General features: G+C 46.8%; 18 protein-coding genes. All 18 read left to right on the top strand.

Annotated features, from left to right (window positions below; all coding sequences use genetic code 11):
* The first annotated feature begins 67 nt into the window (after nt 1–67).
* The 18 genes from spoIVA to trpA all read left to right on the top strand — a co-directional run bounded on the left by spoIVA (nt 68) and on the right by trpA (nt 16252).
* Nucleotides 68–1546 (top strand): stage IV sporulation protein A, encoded by a 1479-nt coding sequence (gene spoIVA, locus ACH97_RS19985; protein WP_048350065.1) that lies wholly within the window; start codon nt 68–70, stop codon nt 1544–1546.
* A 417-nt stretch (nt 1547–1963) separates the two neighbouring features.
* Nucleotides 1964–2242 (top strand): non-specific DNA-binding protein Hbs, encoded by a 279-nt coding sequence (hbs, locus tag ACH97_RS19980; protein ID WP_003183006.1) that lies wholly within the window; start codon nt 1964–1966, stop codon nt 2240–2242.
* 209 nt (nt 2243–2451) lie between these two features.
* Nucleotides 2452–3021, top strand: coding sequence for a GTP cyclohydrolase I FolE (folE, locus tag ACH97_RS19975; protein WP_020451963.1), 570 nt, complete (start codon nt 2452–2454; stop codon nt 3019–3021).
* 27 nt (nt 3022–3048) lie between these two features.
* Nucleotides 3049–3279: a trp RNA-binding attenuation protein MtrB gene (gene mtrB / locus ACH97_RS19970; RefSeq protein ID WP_023857455.1), complete on the top strand. Its 231-nt coding sequence runs from the start codon at nt 3049–3051 to the stop codon at nt 3277–3279.
* Between the two features lie 143 nt (nt 3280–3422).
* Nucleotides 3423–4199, top strand: coding sequence for a heptaprenyl diphosphate synthase component 1 (locus ACH97_RS19965; RefSeq protein WP_023857454.1), 777 nt, complete (start codon nt 3423–3425; stop codon nt 4197–4199).
* Nucleotides 4200–4201: 2 nt separating this feature from the next.
* Nucleotides 4202–4900: a demethylmenaquinone methyltransferase gene (locus tag ACH97_RS19960; protein ID WP_020451960.1), complete on the top strand. Its 699-nt coding sequence runs from the start codon at nt 4202–4204 to the stop codon at nt 4898–4900.
* A 29-nt stretch (nt 4901–4929) separates the two neighbouring features.
* Nucleotides 4930–5892 carry a heptaprenyl diphosphate synthase component II gene (gene hepT, locus ACH97_RS19955; RefSeq protein ID WP_020451959.1) on the top strand — a complete coding sequence of 321 codons (963 nt, stop codon included), beginning with the start codon at nt 4930–4932 and terminating at the stop codon, nt 5890–5892.
* Nucleotides 5893–6016: 124 nt separating this feature from the next.
* Entirely contained in the window at nt 6017–6463 is a 447-nt protein-coding gene (gene ndk, locus ACH97_RS19950; protein WP_026579377.1) for a nucleoside-diphosphate kinase, read from the top strand.
* Between the two features lie 140 nt (nt 6464–6603).
* The gene (locus tag ACH97_RS19945; RefSeq protein ID WP_020451958.1) at nt 6604–7371 is read left to right on the top strand and encodes a CheR family methyltransferase; all 768 of its coding nucleotides are present in this window, start codon (nt 6604–6606) and stop codon (nt 7369–7371) included.
* 71 nt (nt 7372–7442) lie between these two features.
* Nucleotides 7443–8615 (top strand): chorismate synthase, encoded by a 1173-nt coding sequence (gene aroC, locus ACH97_RS19940; protein ID WP_025811222.1) that lies wholly within the window; start codon nt 7443–7445, stop codon nt 8613–8615.
* Complete coding sequence (gene aroB / locus ACH97_RS19935; protein ID WP_035338513.1) at nt 8615–9703, top strand: 3-dehydroquinate synthase; 1089 nt, start codon at nt 8615–8617, stop codon at nt 9701–9703. Before aroC ends, aroB begins: the two co-directional genes overlap by 1 nt.
* Nucleotides 9700–10083, top strand: a complete 384-nt coding sequence (aroH, locus tag ACH97_RS19930) for a chorismate mutase (RefSeq protein WP_023857449.1) — start codon at nt 9700–9702, stop codon at nt 10081–10083. The genes aroB and aroH overlap by 4 nt, the downstream gene beginning before the upstream one ends.
* Nucleotides 10084–10330: 247 nt before the next feature.
* Entirely contained in the window at nt 10331–11878 is a 1548-nt protein-coding gene (gene trpE / locus ACH97_RS19925; protein ID WP_023857448.1) for an anthranilate synthase component I, read from the top strand.
* Nucleotides 11850–12866: an anthranilate phosphoribosyltransferase gene (trpD, locus tag ACH97_RS19920; RefSeq protein WP_035338514.1), complete on the top strand. Its 1017-nt coding sequence runs from the start codon at nt 11850–11852 to the stop codon at nt 12864–12866. The genes trpE and trpD overlap by 29 nt, the downstream gene beginning before the upstream one ends.
* Nucleotides 12859–13617 (top strand): indole-3-glycerol phosphate synthase TrpC, encoded by a 759-nt coding sequence (gene trpC, locus ACH97_RS19915; RefSeq protein ID WP_048350066.1) that lies wholly within the window; start codon nt 12859–12861, stop codon nt 13615–13617. Before trpD ends, trpC begins: the two co-directional genes overlap by 8 nt.
* A complete protein-coding gene (locus ACH97_RS19910; protein ID WP_023857445.1) occupies nt 13617–14273 on the top strand; it encodes a phosphoribosylanthranilate isomerase in 657 nt (218 codons plus the stop codon). The genes trpC and ACH97_RS19910 overlap by 1 nt, the downstream gene beginning before the upstream one ends.
* Nucleotides 14254–15480, top strand: coding sequence for a tryptophan synthase subunit beta (gene trpB, locus ACH97_RS19905; RefSeq protein WP_023857444.1), 1227 nt, complete (start codon nt 14254–14256; stop codon nt 15478–15480). Before ACH97_RS19910 ends, trpB begins: the two co-directional genes overlap by 20 nt.
* Entirely contained in the window at nt 15449–16252 is an 804-nt protein-coding gene (gene trpA / locus ACH97_RS19900) for a tryptophan synthase subunit alpha (protein ID WP_026579384.1), read from the top strand. Before trpB ends, trpA begins: the two co-directional genes overlap by 32 nt.
* Nucleotides 16253–16260: the final 8 nt, after the last annotated feature.

Below are 16260 nucleotides of genomic sequence, written 5' to 3'. Positions count from 1 at the left end.
GTGTCCTGTTTTTGATTGATGAAGAAGTAAAAAATTGAAAAGGATTGGAAGTCCGGGAGGGGATCACTTGGAAAAGGTCGATATTTTCAAGGATATCGCTGAACGAACAGGAGGCGATATATACTTAGGTGTCGTAGGAGCTGTACGTACAGGAAAATCTACGTTTATCAAAAAATTTATGGAGCTAGTGGTGCTCCCGAATATCAACAATGAAGCAGACCGGGCGCGCGCACAAGATGAGCTCCCCCAAAGTGCCGCTGGCAAAACCATTATGACAACTGAACCGAAGTTTGTTCCGAATCAGGCAATGTCAGTTCATGTCAGTGACGGACTCGATGTGAATATAAGGCTTGTCGACTGTGTCGGCTATACTGTACCCGGAGCAAAGGGATACGAGGATGAAAACGGGCCGAGAATGATCAACACTCCTTGGTATGAAGAGCCGATTCCGTTTCACGAAGCTGCCGAAATCGGCACGAGAAAAGTCATCCAGGAACACTCCACCATCGGTGTTGTGATTACGACTGACGGCACGATTGGAGAAATCGCCAGACAGGATTATATCGAGGCTGAAGAACGGGTGATCGATGAATTAAAAGAGGTTGGAAAACCATTTATCATGGTCATCAATTCCGTAAGGCCGTACCATCCGGAAACGGAAGCGCTCAGGCAAGAGCTGATGGAGAAATACGACATTCCGGTGCTGGCGATGAGCGTTGAAAGCATGAGGGAAGCGGACGTTCTGAGCGTTCTCAGAGAAGCGCTTTACGAATTCCCTGTACTCGAAGTCAACGTCAATCTTCCGAGCTGGGTCATGGTATTAAAAGAGAATCATTGGCTCAGGGAAAACTATCAAGATTCCGTTAAAGAAACCGTCAAAGATATTAAAAGACTGAGAGATGTCGACCGCGTCGTCGGACACTTCAGCGAATTTGATTTTATCGAGTGCGCCAGCCTCGCCGGAATAGAAATGGGCCAGGGGATCGCCGAAATCGATTTGTACGCGCCGGATTACCTGTACGATGAAATTTTGAGGGAAGTCGTCGGCGTTGAAATCAGAGGAAAGGATCACCTCCTTCAGCTCATGCAGGATTTTGCCCATGCCAAGACCGAATATGATCAAGTATCAGATGCGTTGAAAATGGTGAAACAAACCGGTTATGGAATCGCTGCTCCCGCATTAACCGATATGAGCCTTGATGAACCGGAAATCATCAGGCAGGGGTCAAGATTCGGAGTCCGCCTGAAAGCGGTGGCGCCGTCGATTCATATGATCAAAGTCGATGTGGAGAGCGAGTTTGCGCCAATCATCGGAACAGAGAAGCAGAGCGAAGAGCTTGTCCGCTATTTAATGCAGGACTTTGAGGATGATCCGCTGTCAATCTGGAATTCCGACATTTTCGGAAGGAGCCTGAGCTCCATCGTCAGAGAAGGGATTCAGGCGAAGCTGTCCCTCATGCCTGAAAATGCAAGATATAAGCTGAAGGAGACGCTCGAGCGCATCATCAATGAAGGATCAGGCGGCTTGATTGCGATCATCTTATAAAAGGGAAGGCCTCTTATCATACGGGAGGTCTTTTTTTCATGCCTGAAACAGGATGAACAGGCGCCGTGAAAGGGATTGAGACGGCAGGGGCAAGCGGCTGGAAATATAGGAAAGATTATGATTAAAAAAGGAAAAACAGGAATATTTGTTCGTTTCATTCTGCTTAAACCTTGACGAATAAGGGATCATCGCTTTAAAATGCTTGATATGGTTATTCAGATGTGTTAATCTACATACAGAAAATCTTCACTTTACTGGACAAACGTTCCTCTCAAAGTGAAATTTTCACTGAAAGCCGTGAAATGCCTTTTCTATATTTATTTGAAATTTCTGTTCAAACAGGTATAGAAACAGGTTGAACTGTGAAGAAATGATGATAATCTATTGTTTGATACCTTTTGGGAGGAGGTGAAAGGCATGAACAAGACAGAACTAATCAATGCGGTTGCAGAAGCAAGCGAACTATCTAAAAAAGACGCTACTAAAGCAGTTGATTCTGTTTTTGATACAATTTTAGATGCACTTAAAAACGGTGAAAAAATTCAATTGATCGGTTTTGGTAACTTTGAGGTTCGTGAGCGCTCAGCTCGTAAAGGACGCAATCCTCAAACAGGTGAAGAAATCGAAATCCCTGCAAGCAAAGTACCTGCTTTCAAACCAGGTAAAGCGCTTAAAGACGCTGTAGCAGGAAAATAATTGTATGTATATATGCCGTTTTCGCGCGTAATACATACCATGTTGTTTCTTCACAGGAAAGCCCCTTTTCAAAGGGGCTTTTCATAATTTTAAGGCTTTTTTTCAGACGGAAAACATTTTGCCAGCAAAAAACCTTTCATTTTGCTTTTATAAGCTGAAGTGTGCTAGAATCTGAATTAAATGTATGCGTTTCTGGAGGATATAAAACAATGAGAGAAATCAACAAAGAACAAATTGAACAAGCTGTCCGGCAAATATTGGAGGCGATCGGAGAAGATCCGAACCGTGAAGGCCTTCTTGATACACCGAAAAGAGTCGCGAAAATGTACGCCGAAGTATTTGCAGGGTTAAACGAAGATCCGAAAGAGCATTTCAAAACGATTTTCGGCGAGGATCACGAAGAGCTTGTTCTTGTTAAAGATATTCCCTTTTATTCAATGTGTGAGCACCATTTAGTCCCTTTCTACGGGAAAGCCCATGTAGCTTATATCCCTAAAGGGGGAAAAGTGACAGGGCTCAGCAAATTGGCGAGAGCCGTTGAAGCGGTGGCAAAGCGCCCGCAGCTGCAGGAGCGGATTACGTCAACAATCGCCGACAGCATTGTTGAAACGCTGACTCCGCACGGTGTCATGGTTGTTGTTGAAGCCGAGCACATGTGCATGACGATGCGCGGCGTGAAAAAGCCGGGTTCAAAAACTGTCACTTCAGCCGTAAGAGGAACGTTTAGACAAGATGTAGCCGCTCGCTCTGAGGTGTTGGAGCTTATCAAAACATCATGATTAAAAATGAGAAGGTGTGCGATGAACATGACCAATAATCAATCGAATGATTTTGTCGTTATCAAAGCCGTCGAAGACGGCGTCAACGTGATCGGCCTGACGAGAGGCACGGACACAAGATTTCATCATTCAGAAAAGCTTGATAAAGGAGAGGTGATGATCTGCCAGTTTACCGAGCACACCTCTGCGATCAAGATCCGGGGCGAGGCCCTGATTCAGACGGCAAACGGCGAGATGAAAAGCGAGTCGAAAAAATAGATAGCCGGCCTTTTATGGCCGTTTGCGTGGCATAAGACAATATCTTTCAACATATTATGGTATAATTAAACTTTCTCCGCTCAAAAAAGATACATAATCAATCAAAAAGAAAAACTGCGAATTTTGGGACAAGGGTGATATCTTTGCAAGACATCTACGGACAATTATCTTATTTGAAAATCAAGCTGAATCAAAAGCTTTCACATCCATATTTGGCGAAGCATTTGACTGCGCCGAAAGTTGATGAGGATAAGCTGTTTCTTTTCTACGCTCTGTTTGAGGAAACGGATTTAAAAGAAGCTGACAAGGAAAGTTACATCTTAACGGCGATGCTTGTTCAAACAGCCCTTGATACCCATGATGAAGTCACGACCGCAGCTTCAATTAAGCAGGACGACTATAAAAACCGCCAGCTGACCGTATTGGCCGGTGATTATTTCAGCGGCATGTACTACTCGCTGTTATCGGGTATGAAGGATATTTATATGATTCGGACGCTCGCTGCGGCCATCAAAGAAATAAACGAACATAAAATCAGGATTTACGACCATTCCGCAAAAGATGCGGACAGCCTGAAAAAAAGCGTCAGCATAGTGGAAGCTGCACTTTTTCACCATCTCGCCGACCACTTTTACCTGCCTCACTGGAAAACAGCCGCCAATGACTTTCTTGTGTTTAAAAGGTTTGCGGCCGAAGAAAAAGCTTCAGATTCCCGGCTGCTGGAGACGATCATACAGAAAGAGTTTCCGGAAGACCAGGCTTCATGCGGACAGCTGGCTGCAGCGGCTTATGAAGAAGCCAAGCTTGCGATCAACCAGTCGCTTGCTGCAAAGCCCGCCGTCCAAAAATGGCTTCTGAAACGCCTGCAGGAAATTCGGCCTGAAAAACGAACTTATCATCAGAAAGTGGAAGAAGGGTAATCATGGTGCAGTCAAAAGAACAGCGCGTACACGGCGTGTTTGAAAAGATTTATAAAAATTACGACCAGATGAACTCCGTCATCAGCTTTAAACAGCATAAAAAATGGCGCGACAAAACGATGCAGCTCATGAACGTACCAAAAGGAGCCAAAGCGCTTGACGTCTGCTGCGGGACGGGCGACTGGACAATCGCGCTCGCTGATGCGGCCGGAGAGACAGGGGAAATCAAGGGCCTTGATTTCAGCAAAAACATGCTGAGCATCGCCGAACAAAAGACCGACAGCTACAGCCAGATCGAACTGATCCACGGCAACGCGATGGAACTGCCCTTCCCGGACAATACGTTCGACTATGTCACCATCGGCTTCGGGCTTCGCAATGTTCCCGACTATTTAACCGTATTAAAAGAGATGGCGCGCGTGGTAAAACCCGGCGGCCAGGTTGTATGCCTTGAGACGTCCCAGCCTGAAATGTTCGGGTTCAAACAGCTGTACTTCCTGTACTTCCGTTTTATTATGCCCATGTTTGGAAAGCTCTTTGCCAAAAGCTTTAAGGAGTATTCATGGCTTCAGGAATCGGCCAGGGAATTTCCTGGTATGAAAGAGCTTGCTGCATTGTTTGAAGAGGCTGGATTAGAAAATGTTCAATATCATCCGTTCACAGGCGGCGTAGCGGCTACACATGTCGGCTTGAAGCGATGATGACTACTGAAATACTCGGGTGAATCGATATGAAATTGACAACGTTTTATTCTTTTTTAAATGACGATATTGAATTAATAGAAAAAGAGCTTGAAAAGACCGTGCACTCCGACTATCCATTGCTAAGTGAAGCGAGCCTGCATTTGCTGCAGGCCGGAGGCAAGCGGATTCGTCCTGTGTTTGTCCTGCTTTCCGGCATGTTCGGTGAATACGATATCAACAAAATTAAAAATGTCGCTGTTTCATTGGAATTGATACATATGGCTTCGCTCGTACACGACGATGTCATCGATGATGCGGAGCTTAGAAGGGGACAGCCGACTATCAAAGCGAAGTGGGATAACCGGATTGCAATGTACACAGGTGATTATTTGTTCGCTCGCTCACTTGAAGCGATGACGAAAATAAACGAACCGAAAGCCCACGAAATCTTGTCCAAGGCGATTGTCGAAGTCTGTCTTGGAGAAATTGAACAAATCAAAGATAAATATAATATGGAGCAAAACCTCAGAACCTATTTGCGGAGAATCAGGCGCAAGACAGCCCTTCTGATCGCATCGAGCTGCCAGCTAGGCGCCATTGCTGCCGGCGCGGGTGAAAACATTCATAAAACGTTGTACTGGTTTGGCTATTATGTCGGCATGTCCTATCAAATTATTGATGACATCCTCGATTTCACCTCAAGCGAAAAAGAGCTTGGCAAGCCTGTGGGTAGTGATCTGCTTCAGGGGAATGTCACGCTTCCCGTATTATATGCACGGAAATCGCCTGAATTAAAAGCGCGGCTTATGCTGGTCAACAGTGAAACGACTCCGGAACAGATCAAACCAGTGATCGAAGAACTGAAGAAAACCGATGCTATCGAACAATCGTTCAGAGTCAGCGAAATGTATTTAAATAAGGCTTTCGCACTGCTTGAAACGCTCCCGAAAAACCGGGCGCGGACGGCACTGGGTCAAATTGCGAAATACATCGGTAAACGAAAGTTCTAAAAAAAGACAAATGAGTCGAAAGTATGAATATTCTCCACCCTTTATTGATTAATTGTTTGAAAAATGCTATATTTCTGTTGTAGTGTTGAAAGCCTATACATATTAGCGGGGTGGAGAATCGACTATGGAAAAAACCTTTGTGATGGTAAAACCTGACGGCGTTCAGCGTCAGCTGATCGGCGAAATTTTGTTAAGATTCGAACGTAAGGGCTTACAATTAATCGGAGCCAAGCTGATGAAGGTCTCAGAAGAGACGGCAGGCGAGCATTATAAAGAACATAACGGCAAACCGTTTTTCGGCGAGCTTGTCGACTTTATTACTTCAGGCCCGGTATTCGCCATGGTGTGGGAAGGCGAAGAAGCAATCGCGGTCGCCAGACAGCTGATCGGGAAGACGAACCCTAAGGAAGCGCTCCCAGGAACAATTCGCGGAGACTTCGGCATGTTTGTCGGAAAAAATATCATTCACGGTTCAGATTCTCCTGAAAGTGCAGCACGCGAAATCAACTTGTTTTTTAAAGAAGACGAACTTGTTGAAGACGAGAAGTTAATGAATCAATGGATTTACTAAAAATCAGCTGAAAAGCTGATTTTTTTATATAGATCAGAATGGCTGCCGCCGGGCAGGCTTTTTTCTTTTTAAAGATACAAATTTAAAAGAAAACAAGCTATAATTGTACTCATATCAGCACGACGATTAGGAGAGAAAACATGGACAATTACAGTTTCTTTGTTGATAAATGGAAAAAAATAACTGGTGTGGATTTGGCATTGTACAAAGAGGCGCAAATGAAAAGAAGGCTAACATCTCTTTATGAAAAAAAGGGGTACGGCGATTTCCGCGAATTTGCGCTTGCTTTAGAAAAGAATGAAGCTCTTCTGCAGGAAACGCTGGACAGGATGACGATTAATGTTTCAGAATTTTACAGAAACTATAAGAGGTGGGAGGTTCTCGAAAAAACCATCCTCCCACTCTTAAAGCCTGCGAAAACATTGAAAGTATGGAGTGCGGCATGTTCAACCGGTGAAGAGCCGTATACATTATCGATGATTTTAAGCAGACAGAAAGGCCTCTCAGACTATCAGATCATCGCAACAGATATCGATGACAAAGTTCTTGCGAAAGCGAAAGAAGGCGTGTATCAGGAAAGATCTCTGCAGGAAGTGCCGAAAGAGATAAAGGAACTTTATTTTACGCAAGACGGAAACCGATTTGCCGTCAAAGACGAGATCAAGAAAAACATTCGCTTTCAAAAACACAATTTACTGGCTGATGCATATGAGAAAGATTTTGATATCATCGTATGCCGCAATGTTCTCATATATTTTACAGAGGAAGCAAAAGAGAAGATCTATCATAAGTTCAGCGGCAGTTTGAAGAATAATGGAGTTTTGTTTGTCGGAAGCACGGAACAGATCTTCAATCCGGAAAAATACGGTTTTCAATCGACAGATACGTTTTTCTATCAAAAAAGTTAGCTGACTTTTTATAAAAGGTTATGTTATAGTTTTACTTAAAAGCGTTAATGTGATGAAGGGAGAACGAAAGCATGAGGTATTTAACAGCCGGTGAATCTCACGGTCCGCAGCTTACGACAATTATCGAAGGAGTCCCAGCAGGGCTTTATATCACAAAAGAAGACATTGATTACGAGCTTCAAAGACGTCAAAAAGGCCACGGCCGCGGACGCCGGATGCAAATCGAAAAAGATCAGGCACGGATCACAAGCGGTGTAAGGCACGGGCGTTCTCTTGGATCGCCGATCGCTCTCGTCGTCGAAAACAACGACTGGAAACACTGGACGAAAATCATGGGATCAGAGCCGATCACGGCTGAAGAAGAAAGCGAAATGAAACGACAGATTTCAAGGCCAAGACCGGGTCACGCTGATTTGAACGGCGCGATCAAATACGGGCACAGAGATATGCGCAACGTGCTTGAACGTTCATCTGCCAGAGAAACGACCGTCCGTGTGGCGGCAGGAGCCGTCGCCAAAAAGATCCTTTCCCAGCTCGGCATCCAAGTGGCCGGCCACGTGCTGGAGATCGGCGGAGTAAAAGCCGAAAAAACAAATTATGAATCTATCGAAGACTTGAAAAAAGTAACCGAAGAGTCTCCTGTCAGATGCTATGACGAAGAAGCGGGCAGAAAAATGATGGACGCGATCGATGAAGCAAAAGCAAATGGCGATTCGATCGGCGGAATCGTCGAGGTGATTGTTGAAGGGGTGCCGGTAGGAGTCGGCAGCTATGTCCATTACGACCGCAAACTCGACAGCAAGCTGGCTGCCGCCGTGCTGAGCATCAATGCTTTTAAAGGTGTTGAATTCGGCATCGGCTTTGAAGCTGCACGCAAAAACGGCAGTGAAGTCCATGACGAAATCATTTGGGACGAAGAAAAAGGCTATACGCGCGCTACAAACCGTCTCGGCGGCCTTGAAGGCGGGATGACAACGGGAATGCCGATTGTCGTCAGAGGCGTGATGAAGCCGATTCCAACGTTATACAAACCGCTCAAAAGCGTTGATATCGAGACGAAAGAGCCGTTTACAGCAAGCATCGAGCGTTCCGATTCCTGCGCTGTCCCTGCCGCAAGCGTAGTGGCTGAAGCGGTTGTTGCATGGGAAATCGCCAAGGCGATCGTCGAGCAGTTTGGCGTTGACCAAATGGACCGGATCGCTGAAAATGTTGAGAAAATGAGAAAGCTTGCGAGGGAGTTTTAATGAAATCACTTCAAATCGAAACCGCTTCTTTGTCCTACCCGGTGTTCATCGGGGGAGGCATTAGAAAAAACGCGGCAGAGCTCTTGTCATCCTTGAACCTTCCGATGACGAAAGTGCTATTGATCACCGACGAAGAAGTTGATAAACACTATGGAGAAGAACTGTTCGGCCTTCTCCGCAGCAAATGGCCCGTCAAAAAGGTTGCGGTGCCAAGCGGTGAACAGGCCAAATCAATCGATCTGTTTATGAAGCTCCAGACGGAAGCCATTCAATTTCACCTTGACCGTTCGTCATGCATTGTGGCGCTGGGCGGCGGCGTTGTCGGCGATCTTGCAGGGTTCGTCGCTTCAACTTTTATGAGGGGCATCGATTATGTGCAATTCCCAACGACTCTGCTGTCTCATGATAGCGCGGTCGGAGGGAAAGTTGCCATTAATCATCCGCTCGGAAAAAACTTAATCGGCGCTTTTCATCAGCCGAAGGCGGTGGTTTATGATACCGAATGCTTGAGCACGCTTTCTGAAAAAGAAATGCGTTCAGGTCTTGCGGAAGTCATTAAGCACGCATTTATCCGTGATGAATCTTTCTTGAACGAATTGCTTAAAATTGATTCAATTAAAGCGATTACGACCGGCCAGCTCAGTGAAATGGTGTACAAAGGCATTTCGATTAAAGCGGAAGTTGTCTCACAAGACGAGCGCGAACAGGGAATCAGGGCCTATCTGAATTTTGGGCACACGCTTGGCCACGCCGTTGAAGCCGAATACGGCTACGGAGAGATGACCCATGGCGACGCTGTCGCTTTAGGCATGCAATTTGCTTTGTTTGTCAGCGAGAAGGTGTTGAATTGTCCTGTTGACCGCACAAAAATCGCCGCCTGGCTGAAAAATCTCGGCTATCCGGAAAGCGTAAAACGCGAAGTTTCAACAGAAGCTCTCATCAATCGAATGATGAACGATAAAAAAACACGCAGAGGTATCATTCAGTTTGTTCTGCTGGATAAGATCGGCAGTGTGCGGCTGCACTCCTTTAAAGCCGATGAAATTGAACGATGGCTGAATATGTGGAGATTGGAGGGAGGCAAATGATGATGCGCGGAATTCGGGGAGCGACGACAGTTGACCAGGATACAGAAAAAGACATTACGGAGCGGACGAAGCAGCTGATCGGAAAAATGATCGATGAAAATCAACTCAAACCTGAGCAAGTTGTGCAGATCTTCATTTCTGCCACTTCCGATATTCACGCTGCTTTTCCCGCAAAGGTCGTCAGAACGTTTGACGGCTGGCAGCATGTGCCCGTCATGTGCATGCAGGAAATGGATGTTGAACACGCCCTTAAAAAATGCATCAGAGTGATGATGACGGTTCAGACGGATATGCGGCAGGATGAAGTCCGCCACGTTTATTTAGAAAATGCCGTAACGCTCAGACCTGATTTATCATTGACAAAAAATACTGAATTGTAATACGATTGTAGAAACCTTGAAATACACAGGAGTGTGTATGGGGTTTTAGTTTAGAAAAGCTGAGTATGAGACTAGGGTAGATTGAGAATGAGCTGAGATGAGCTGAGTTGAGACAAAACGTTTATTCATTCTACCCAAAAGACGCTGTTCTTTTGGGTTTGTTTCGTTTTCCCCTCTTCAATTCAATCATTTGTCCTCTAAAGGCCTTCTTCTCATTCTCTCCGCCTGAATAAGGAGTGAGAGATTGTTGAGTCTGCAAACCGATTTTGCCTCTTTTTCAGAGGATACTTCACACTTTAAAACAATACCGATAATTGAGAGTTTTTCCGTCGATACGCTGACGCCCGTTCAATTGGTCGAGAAGCTGCAGGAAAACATCGTGTATTTGCTGGAAAGCCAGGATGAAACCTCTGCATGGTCAAGATATTCTTTCATCGGTCTGGATCCCTTTTTGACGATCAAAGAAGAATGCGGCCGGTTTCACGCCTGCGATCAAAAGCAGAAAAAGCTTTATTCAGCTTCACAGTTAAAAGAAATTCTCGAATGGATGTCGGAGACATATTCGATCAAAGCGCCTGAGCTCGACATCCCGTTTACAGGGGGAGCGGTCGGCTATTTAAGCTATGATTTAATGCCGCTCATTGAACCGTCCGTCAAAGGGCACAGCAAAGAAACGGAGATGGAAAAATGTCTCCTGTTTGTCTGCCGGACGATGATCGCCTATGATCACGAGCTGAAAAAGCTGCATTTCATCCACTATGCAAGGCTTGAAGGCAGTGAAACAAGGGAGGAGAAACAGCGCATTTTTAAAAAGGGGAAAGAAGAGCTCAAACAGCTTACACACAGGCTGTCAGGCCGGAAAACGACGAAAGAGCTGTTTCTCCCGCAAGGACGGCACACGGCCCCCAGCTTTAAAGGGGTTCAATCAACATATGAGAAATCCCGGTTTTTGGCCGATGTCAATCGCTTGAAAGAGTACATTAAAGCGGGAGACATTTTTCAAGGCGTCCTTTCGCAAAGGTTCGATATTCCGGTGAAGGTCAGTTCTTTTGAGTTATACAGAGTGCTGAGAATGGTCAACCCATCCCCGTACATGTACTACATGAAGCTTCCTGACCGCGATCTCGTCGGAAGCTCGCCTGAACGCCTGATCCATGTTCAAAACGGTCATCTTGAAATTCATCCGATTGCCGGCACGAGGAAAAGAGGCGGTGATCAGGCTGAAGATAAGCGGCTCGAAAAAGATCTTTTGGCTGATGAGAAAGAAAAAGCGGAGCACTACATGCTCGTCGATTTGGCGAGAAATGATATCGGCAGAGTAGCTGAGTACGGATCTGTCCAAGTGCCCGAGTTTACGAAAATCGTTTCCTTTTCACACGTCATGCACATCATTTCGATCGTAACCGGCTCGTTAAAAGCGGGCGTTCATCCGGTAGACGCTTTAATGAGCGCATTTCCGGCCGGAACTTTGACCGGCGCTCCGAAAATCCGCGCGATTCAGCTTTTAAATGAACTTGAGCCCGAACCGAGGGAAACATATGGGGGATGCATTGCTTATATCGGATTTGACGGAAATATCGATTCATGCATCACGATCCGGACGATGAGCGTGAAAAACGGAGTGGCGTCCATCCAGGCCGGAGCAGGCATCGTAGCCGACTCCGTGCCTGAAAAAGAGTGGGAAGAGACCTGCAATAAAGCGGGGGCTCTGTTAAAAACGATTCAAATCGCTGAAGAAATGTTTCTCGAAAAGGGGGAGGACGGCAATGAACGAACTGCTGAAATCATGCGTTAATGGAGGAACAATGAATGAAACCGAGGCACACAGCATCATGCGTGACATGATGACCGGCTCGCTGAGCGCCGCGGAAATTGGAGGCCTCCTGTCCGTTCTCGCCTACAGGGGAGAAACGGCTGAAGAGATTGCGGGATTTGTCAAAGCCATGCGGGAGCAGGCGCAAACAATAAACGGGCCGGAAGATGTTGTTGATACGTGCGGAACCGGAGGAGACGGAAGCTCAACCTTCAACATTTCCACAGCGGCGGCGATCATCGCTTCATCAGCCGGGGCAAAAATTGCCAAACACGGTAATCGTTCCGTTTCTTCAAAAAGCGGGAGCGCTGATGTTCTCGAATATCTTGGCGTTTCAATTCAGACGTCGCCTGAAGAAACGATTCAGAGCATTGAACGCCGCAATATGGGATTCCTCTATGCGCCAAGCTATCACTCTTCCATGAAGCACGTGGCCGGCGCAAGGAAGGATTTGGCTTTTAGAACCGTATTCAATCTGCTCGGCCCGCTCAGCAATCCAATGAAAGCCAAGCGCCAGGTGATCGGCGTCTACTCGATTGAAAAAGCAAAGCTCATGGCCCGCGCACTTGAAGCGTTTGAACCGGAACACGTATTGTTTGTATCGAGCCGGGACGGTCTTGATGAACTGTCGATCACATCGCCGACAGATGTGATTGAACTGAAAGGCGGCAAAACATACGAATACACCGTTGAGCCTGGCGATGTCGGTCTGCCGTTCGGCAGGATAAGCGACATTCAGGTGGCGACGCCTGAAGAAAGCGGCCGTCTCATCGTCGATATTTTGAAAAACCGCGCTCCGGATTCGGCTGTTCATATCGCAGCGTTTAATGCCGGAGCCGCTTTATACGTCGCAGAACAGGCACCGGGTTTAAAAGAAGGCGTTGCACTCGCTTTAGAAGCTGTTGCAAGCGGTGAGGCGCTTGATCAGCTGGAACGATTAAAACAGAAAGAGGAAGAGTTGTATGCTTAATCAAATTATTGATAGAAAACGAGAAGACATTCTGAAAATCGAACTGCCGGAAGATTTGAAGCTGCCAAAGCGGTCATTTAAAAAGGCGCTTCTTTCTCCTAACCGGTTTGTCGCTTTAATTGCGGAGGTGAAAAAAGCTTCACCGTCAAAAGGTGTGATTCAGGAAAACTTTGAGCCCGTAAAAATCGCTAAACAGTACGAACAGGCTAAAGCCGACTGTTTGTCTGTTCTGACAGATACACCTTTTTTTCAAGGGAAGAACAGTTATTTGTCAGATGTGAAACGCTCGGTTTCGCTGCCAGTACTGCGCAAGGATTTTATCATTGATTCCATTCAGGTTGAAGAAGCGGACCGCATCGGAGCGGATGCGATCCTGCTGATCGGAGAAGCGCTTGAACCGCAAAAGCTGTTTGACCTCTATCAGCAAGCTGCTGAAAAAGGTATGGATGTGCTTGTCGAAGTTCATGGCGAAGAGACGCTTGAAGGTATTTTAAATGTCTTTACACCCGAAATCATCGGCGTAAACAATCGAAATCTAAAAACCTTTGAAACATCCGTCGGGCAAACGGAGCGTATGGCAAAACTCGTTCCGTCAGGTACCGTTCTTATCAGCGAAAGCGGCATCGGACAATCGGAAGACCTCGCTTTTGTAAAAGCGTGCGGAGCCCGGGCTGTGCTAGTCGGCGAATCGTTAATGAGAGAGCCGTCACAGCTGAAGGCTGTCCATGCGTTATTCGGAGAGAACGGATGATGGAGAAACCGGGCTTAAAATATTGCGGGATTCATTCATTGGAAGATTTAAAGGTGACAGCCCGCTCGAAAGCCGATTACCTCGGATTTATTTTCGCCGAAAGCAGACGGTCGGCAGACCCGGAGGATGTGAAACGCTGGTGTGGCAAAACGGATACAGCGGGTAAAAAGCTTGTCGGCGTCTTTGTTAATGAAAATATTTGCAGAATAGCAGAAATCGTAAAAGATGCCGGTTTGGACGTGATCCAGCTTCACGGAGATGAAACAGAGGCAGACATCAAGCGGCTGAAAAGCATGACAGACTGCGAGATTTGGAAGGCGCTCCACCATGGGGATGATACCGTTCAGCGCATGGCATCTTTCGCACCTTACATCGACGGGTATGTCATCGACTCGTCTGTTAAAGGGCTCAGAGGAGGAACGGGCGTTTCGTTTTCGTGGGACAGCGTTCCGATGTATAAAGATGCAGCGCAAAGAGAAAGAAAGCGACTGTTTATCGCCGGGGGCGTGAACCCGGACACAATCGTGGATCTTTTAAAGCGGCGCCCGCCGGGAATCGACCTGGCAAGCGGAATTGAAGAAAGAGGCAGGAAAAGCGAAAAGCTGATCGGCCTTTTAGAAGAAAGGATGTTCGAACATGTATTCATATCCGAATGAACAAGGCAGGTTTGGTGATTTTGGCGGGAAATTCGTGCCGGAAACACTCATGCAGCCTTTGGAAGAAATCGAAAAAGCGTTTCTTGAACTGAAAGACGACCCCTCGTTTCAAAAGGATTATCAAAAGCTTTTAAAAGACTACTCAGGCAGGCCGACGGCTTTGACGTTCGCTGACCGGCTCACAAAGCAGCTGGGCGGAGCGAAGATTTATTTAAAAAGAGAAGATTTAAACCATACAGGCGCCCACAAAATCAACAATGCCCTCGGCCAGGCTCTGTTGGCCAAGAAAATGGGGAAAACAAAGCTCATCGCTGAAACCGGCGCAGGGCAGCACGGCGTGGCTGCGGCGACTGTCGCTGCAAAGTTCGGCTTGTCATGCATTGTCTTTATGGGTGAAGAAGATGTTGCCAGACAATCGCTGAACGTGTTCCGGATGAAGCTCTTGGGAGCGGAGGTCGTTCCGGTGTCAAGCGGAAACGGGACATTAAAAGATGCTACAAACGAGGCGATCCGTTACTGGGTTCAGCATTGCCAGGATCATTTTTACATGATCGGTTCCGTCGTCGGGCCGCACCCGTATCCTTATATCGTCCGTGAATTTCAACGGATGATCGGCGAAGAGGCGAAAGCGCAGTTTTATCAATTGGAGCAAAGCCTCCCCGATAAAGTTGTCGCCTGTGTCGGAGGCGGAAGCAATGCGATCGGGATGTTCAGCGCATTCATTGAAGAAACTGTTGAACTGATCGGAGTCGAAGCTGCGGGAAAAGGTGTCGACACCCCCCTTCACGCGGCAACGATCACAAAGGGTACAAAAGGCGTTATCCACGGTTCTTTGACCTACTTGATTCAAGACGAGTACGGACAGATCATTGAGCCTTATTCCATCTCAGCAGGACTTGATTATCCGGGGGTCGGCCCCGAGCACGCTCATCTTCATCAAACAGGGCGCGTCACATATGAATCTGTCACTGATGATGAAGCGGTCTCGGCATTAAGGCTGCTGACAGAGACAGAAGGCATTTTGCCGGCTATTGAATCCGCCCATGCATTGGCAAAAGCATTTGACATCGCTAAAGAACTGCCGAGAGAGAAAAGTGTTCTCGTCTGCCTTTCAGGCAGGGGAGACAAAGACGTCCATACCTTGATGAAGGTGTTGGAAGAAGAGGTGAATCAAGATGTTCAATCTGAAAAAACAGCCGTCCGATAAGTTATTTGTTCCGTTTATTACAGCGGGAGACCCGCTGCCTGAAATCTCGATCGAGCTGGCGAAATCCCTTCAAGAGGCGGGGGCGTCCGCCCTTGAACTCGGGGTTCCGTATTCTGATCCGCTCGCTGACGGCCCGGTGATTCAGCGCGCGTCCAAAAGGGCGCTTGACAACGACATGAACATCGTAAAAGCGATCAGGCTTGGCGGTGAAATGAAAAAAAACGGCGTCCATATTCCGATTATTCTCTTTACGTATTATAATCCTGTGTTACAATTAGATACAGATCACTTTTTCGCTTTACTGCGACAAAATCGGCTAGACGGACTCCTTGTACCGGACCTTCCTTTTGAGGAAAGTGTATATTTGCAGCAGCAGTGTAAAAAACACGGGATTACCTATATTTCGCTGGTCGCGCCGACAAGCGAATCGCGCATTCAAAAAATAACGCAGCAAGCGGAAGGTTTTGTGTATTGCGTTTCTTCGCTCGGTGTGACAGGTGTGCGCAATGAATTCGAAGATTCTGTTTCTTCATTTATCAGGTCAGTTAAAGGAATGAGCTCCGTCCCGGTTGCCGTTGGGTTTGGGATTTCCAGCTCCAAACAAGTGGAGATGATGAATGAACTGGCGGACGGCGTTGTCGTGGGAAGCGCCCTTGTCAGAAAGATCGAAGAGCTGAAAGACGAACTCATCGCCCCTGAGACAAGGGAACAAGCCTTAAAGGCGTTTGAGGCATACGCTAAGACATTTAGCGGATCGTACATGGTAAAATGAGGTGACAG

The sequence above is a fragment of the Bacillus paralicheniformis genome, assembly GCF_001042485.2.
GTDB lineage: Bacteria > Bacillota > Bacilli > Bacillales > Bacillaceae > Bacillus > Bacillus paralicheniformis.
This window is presented reverse-complemented; position numbering and strand designations above follow the sequence as displayed.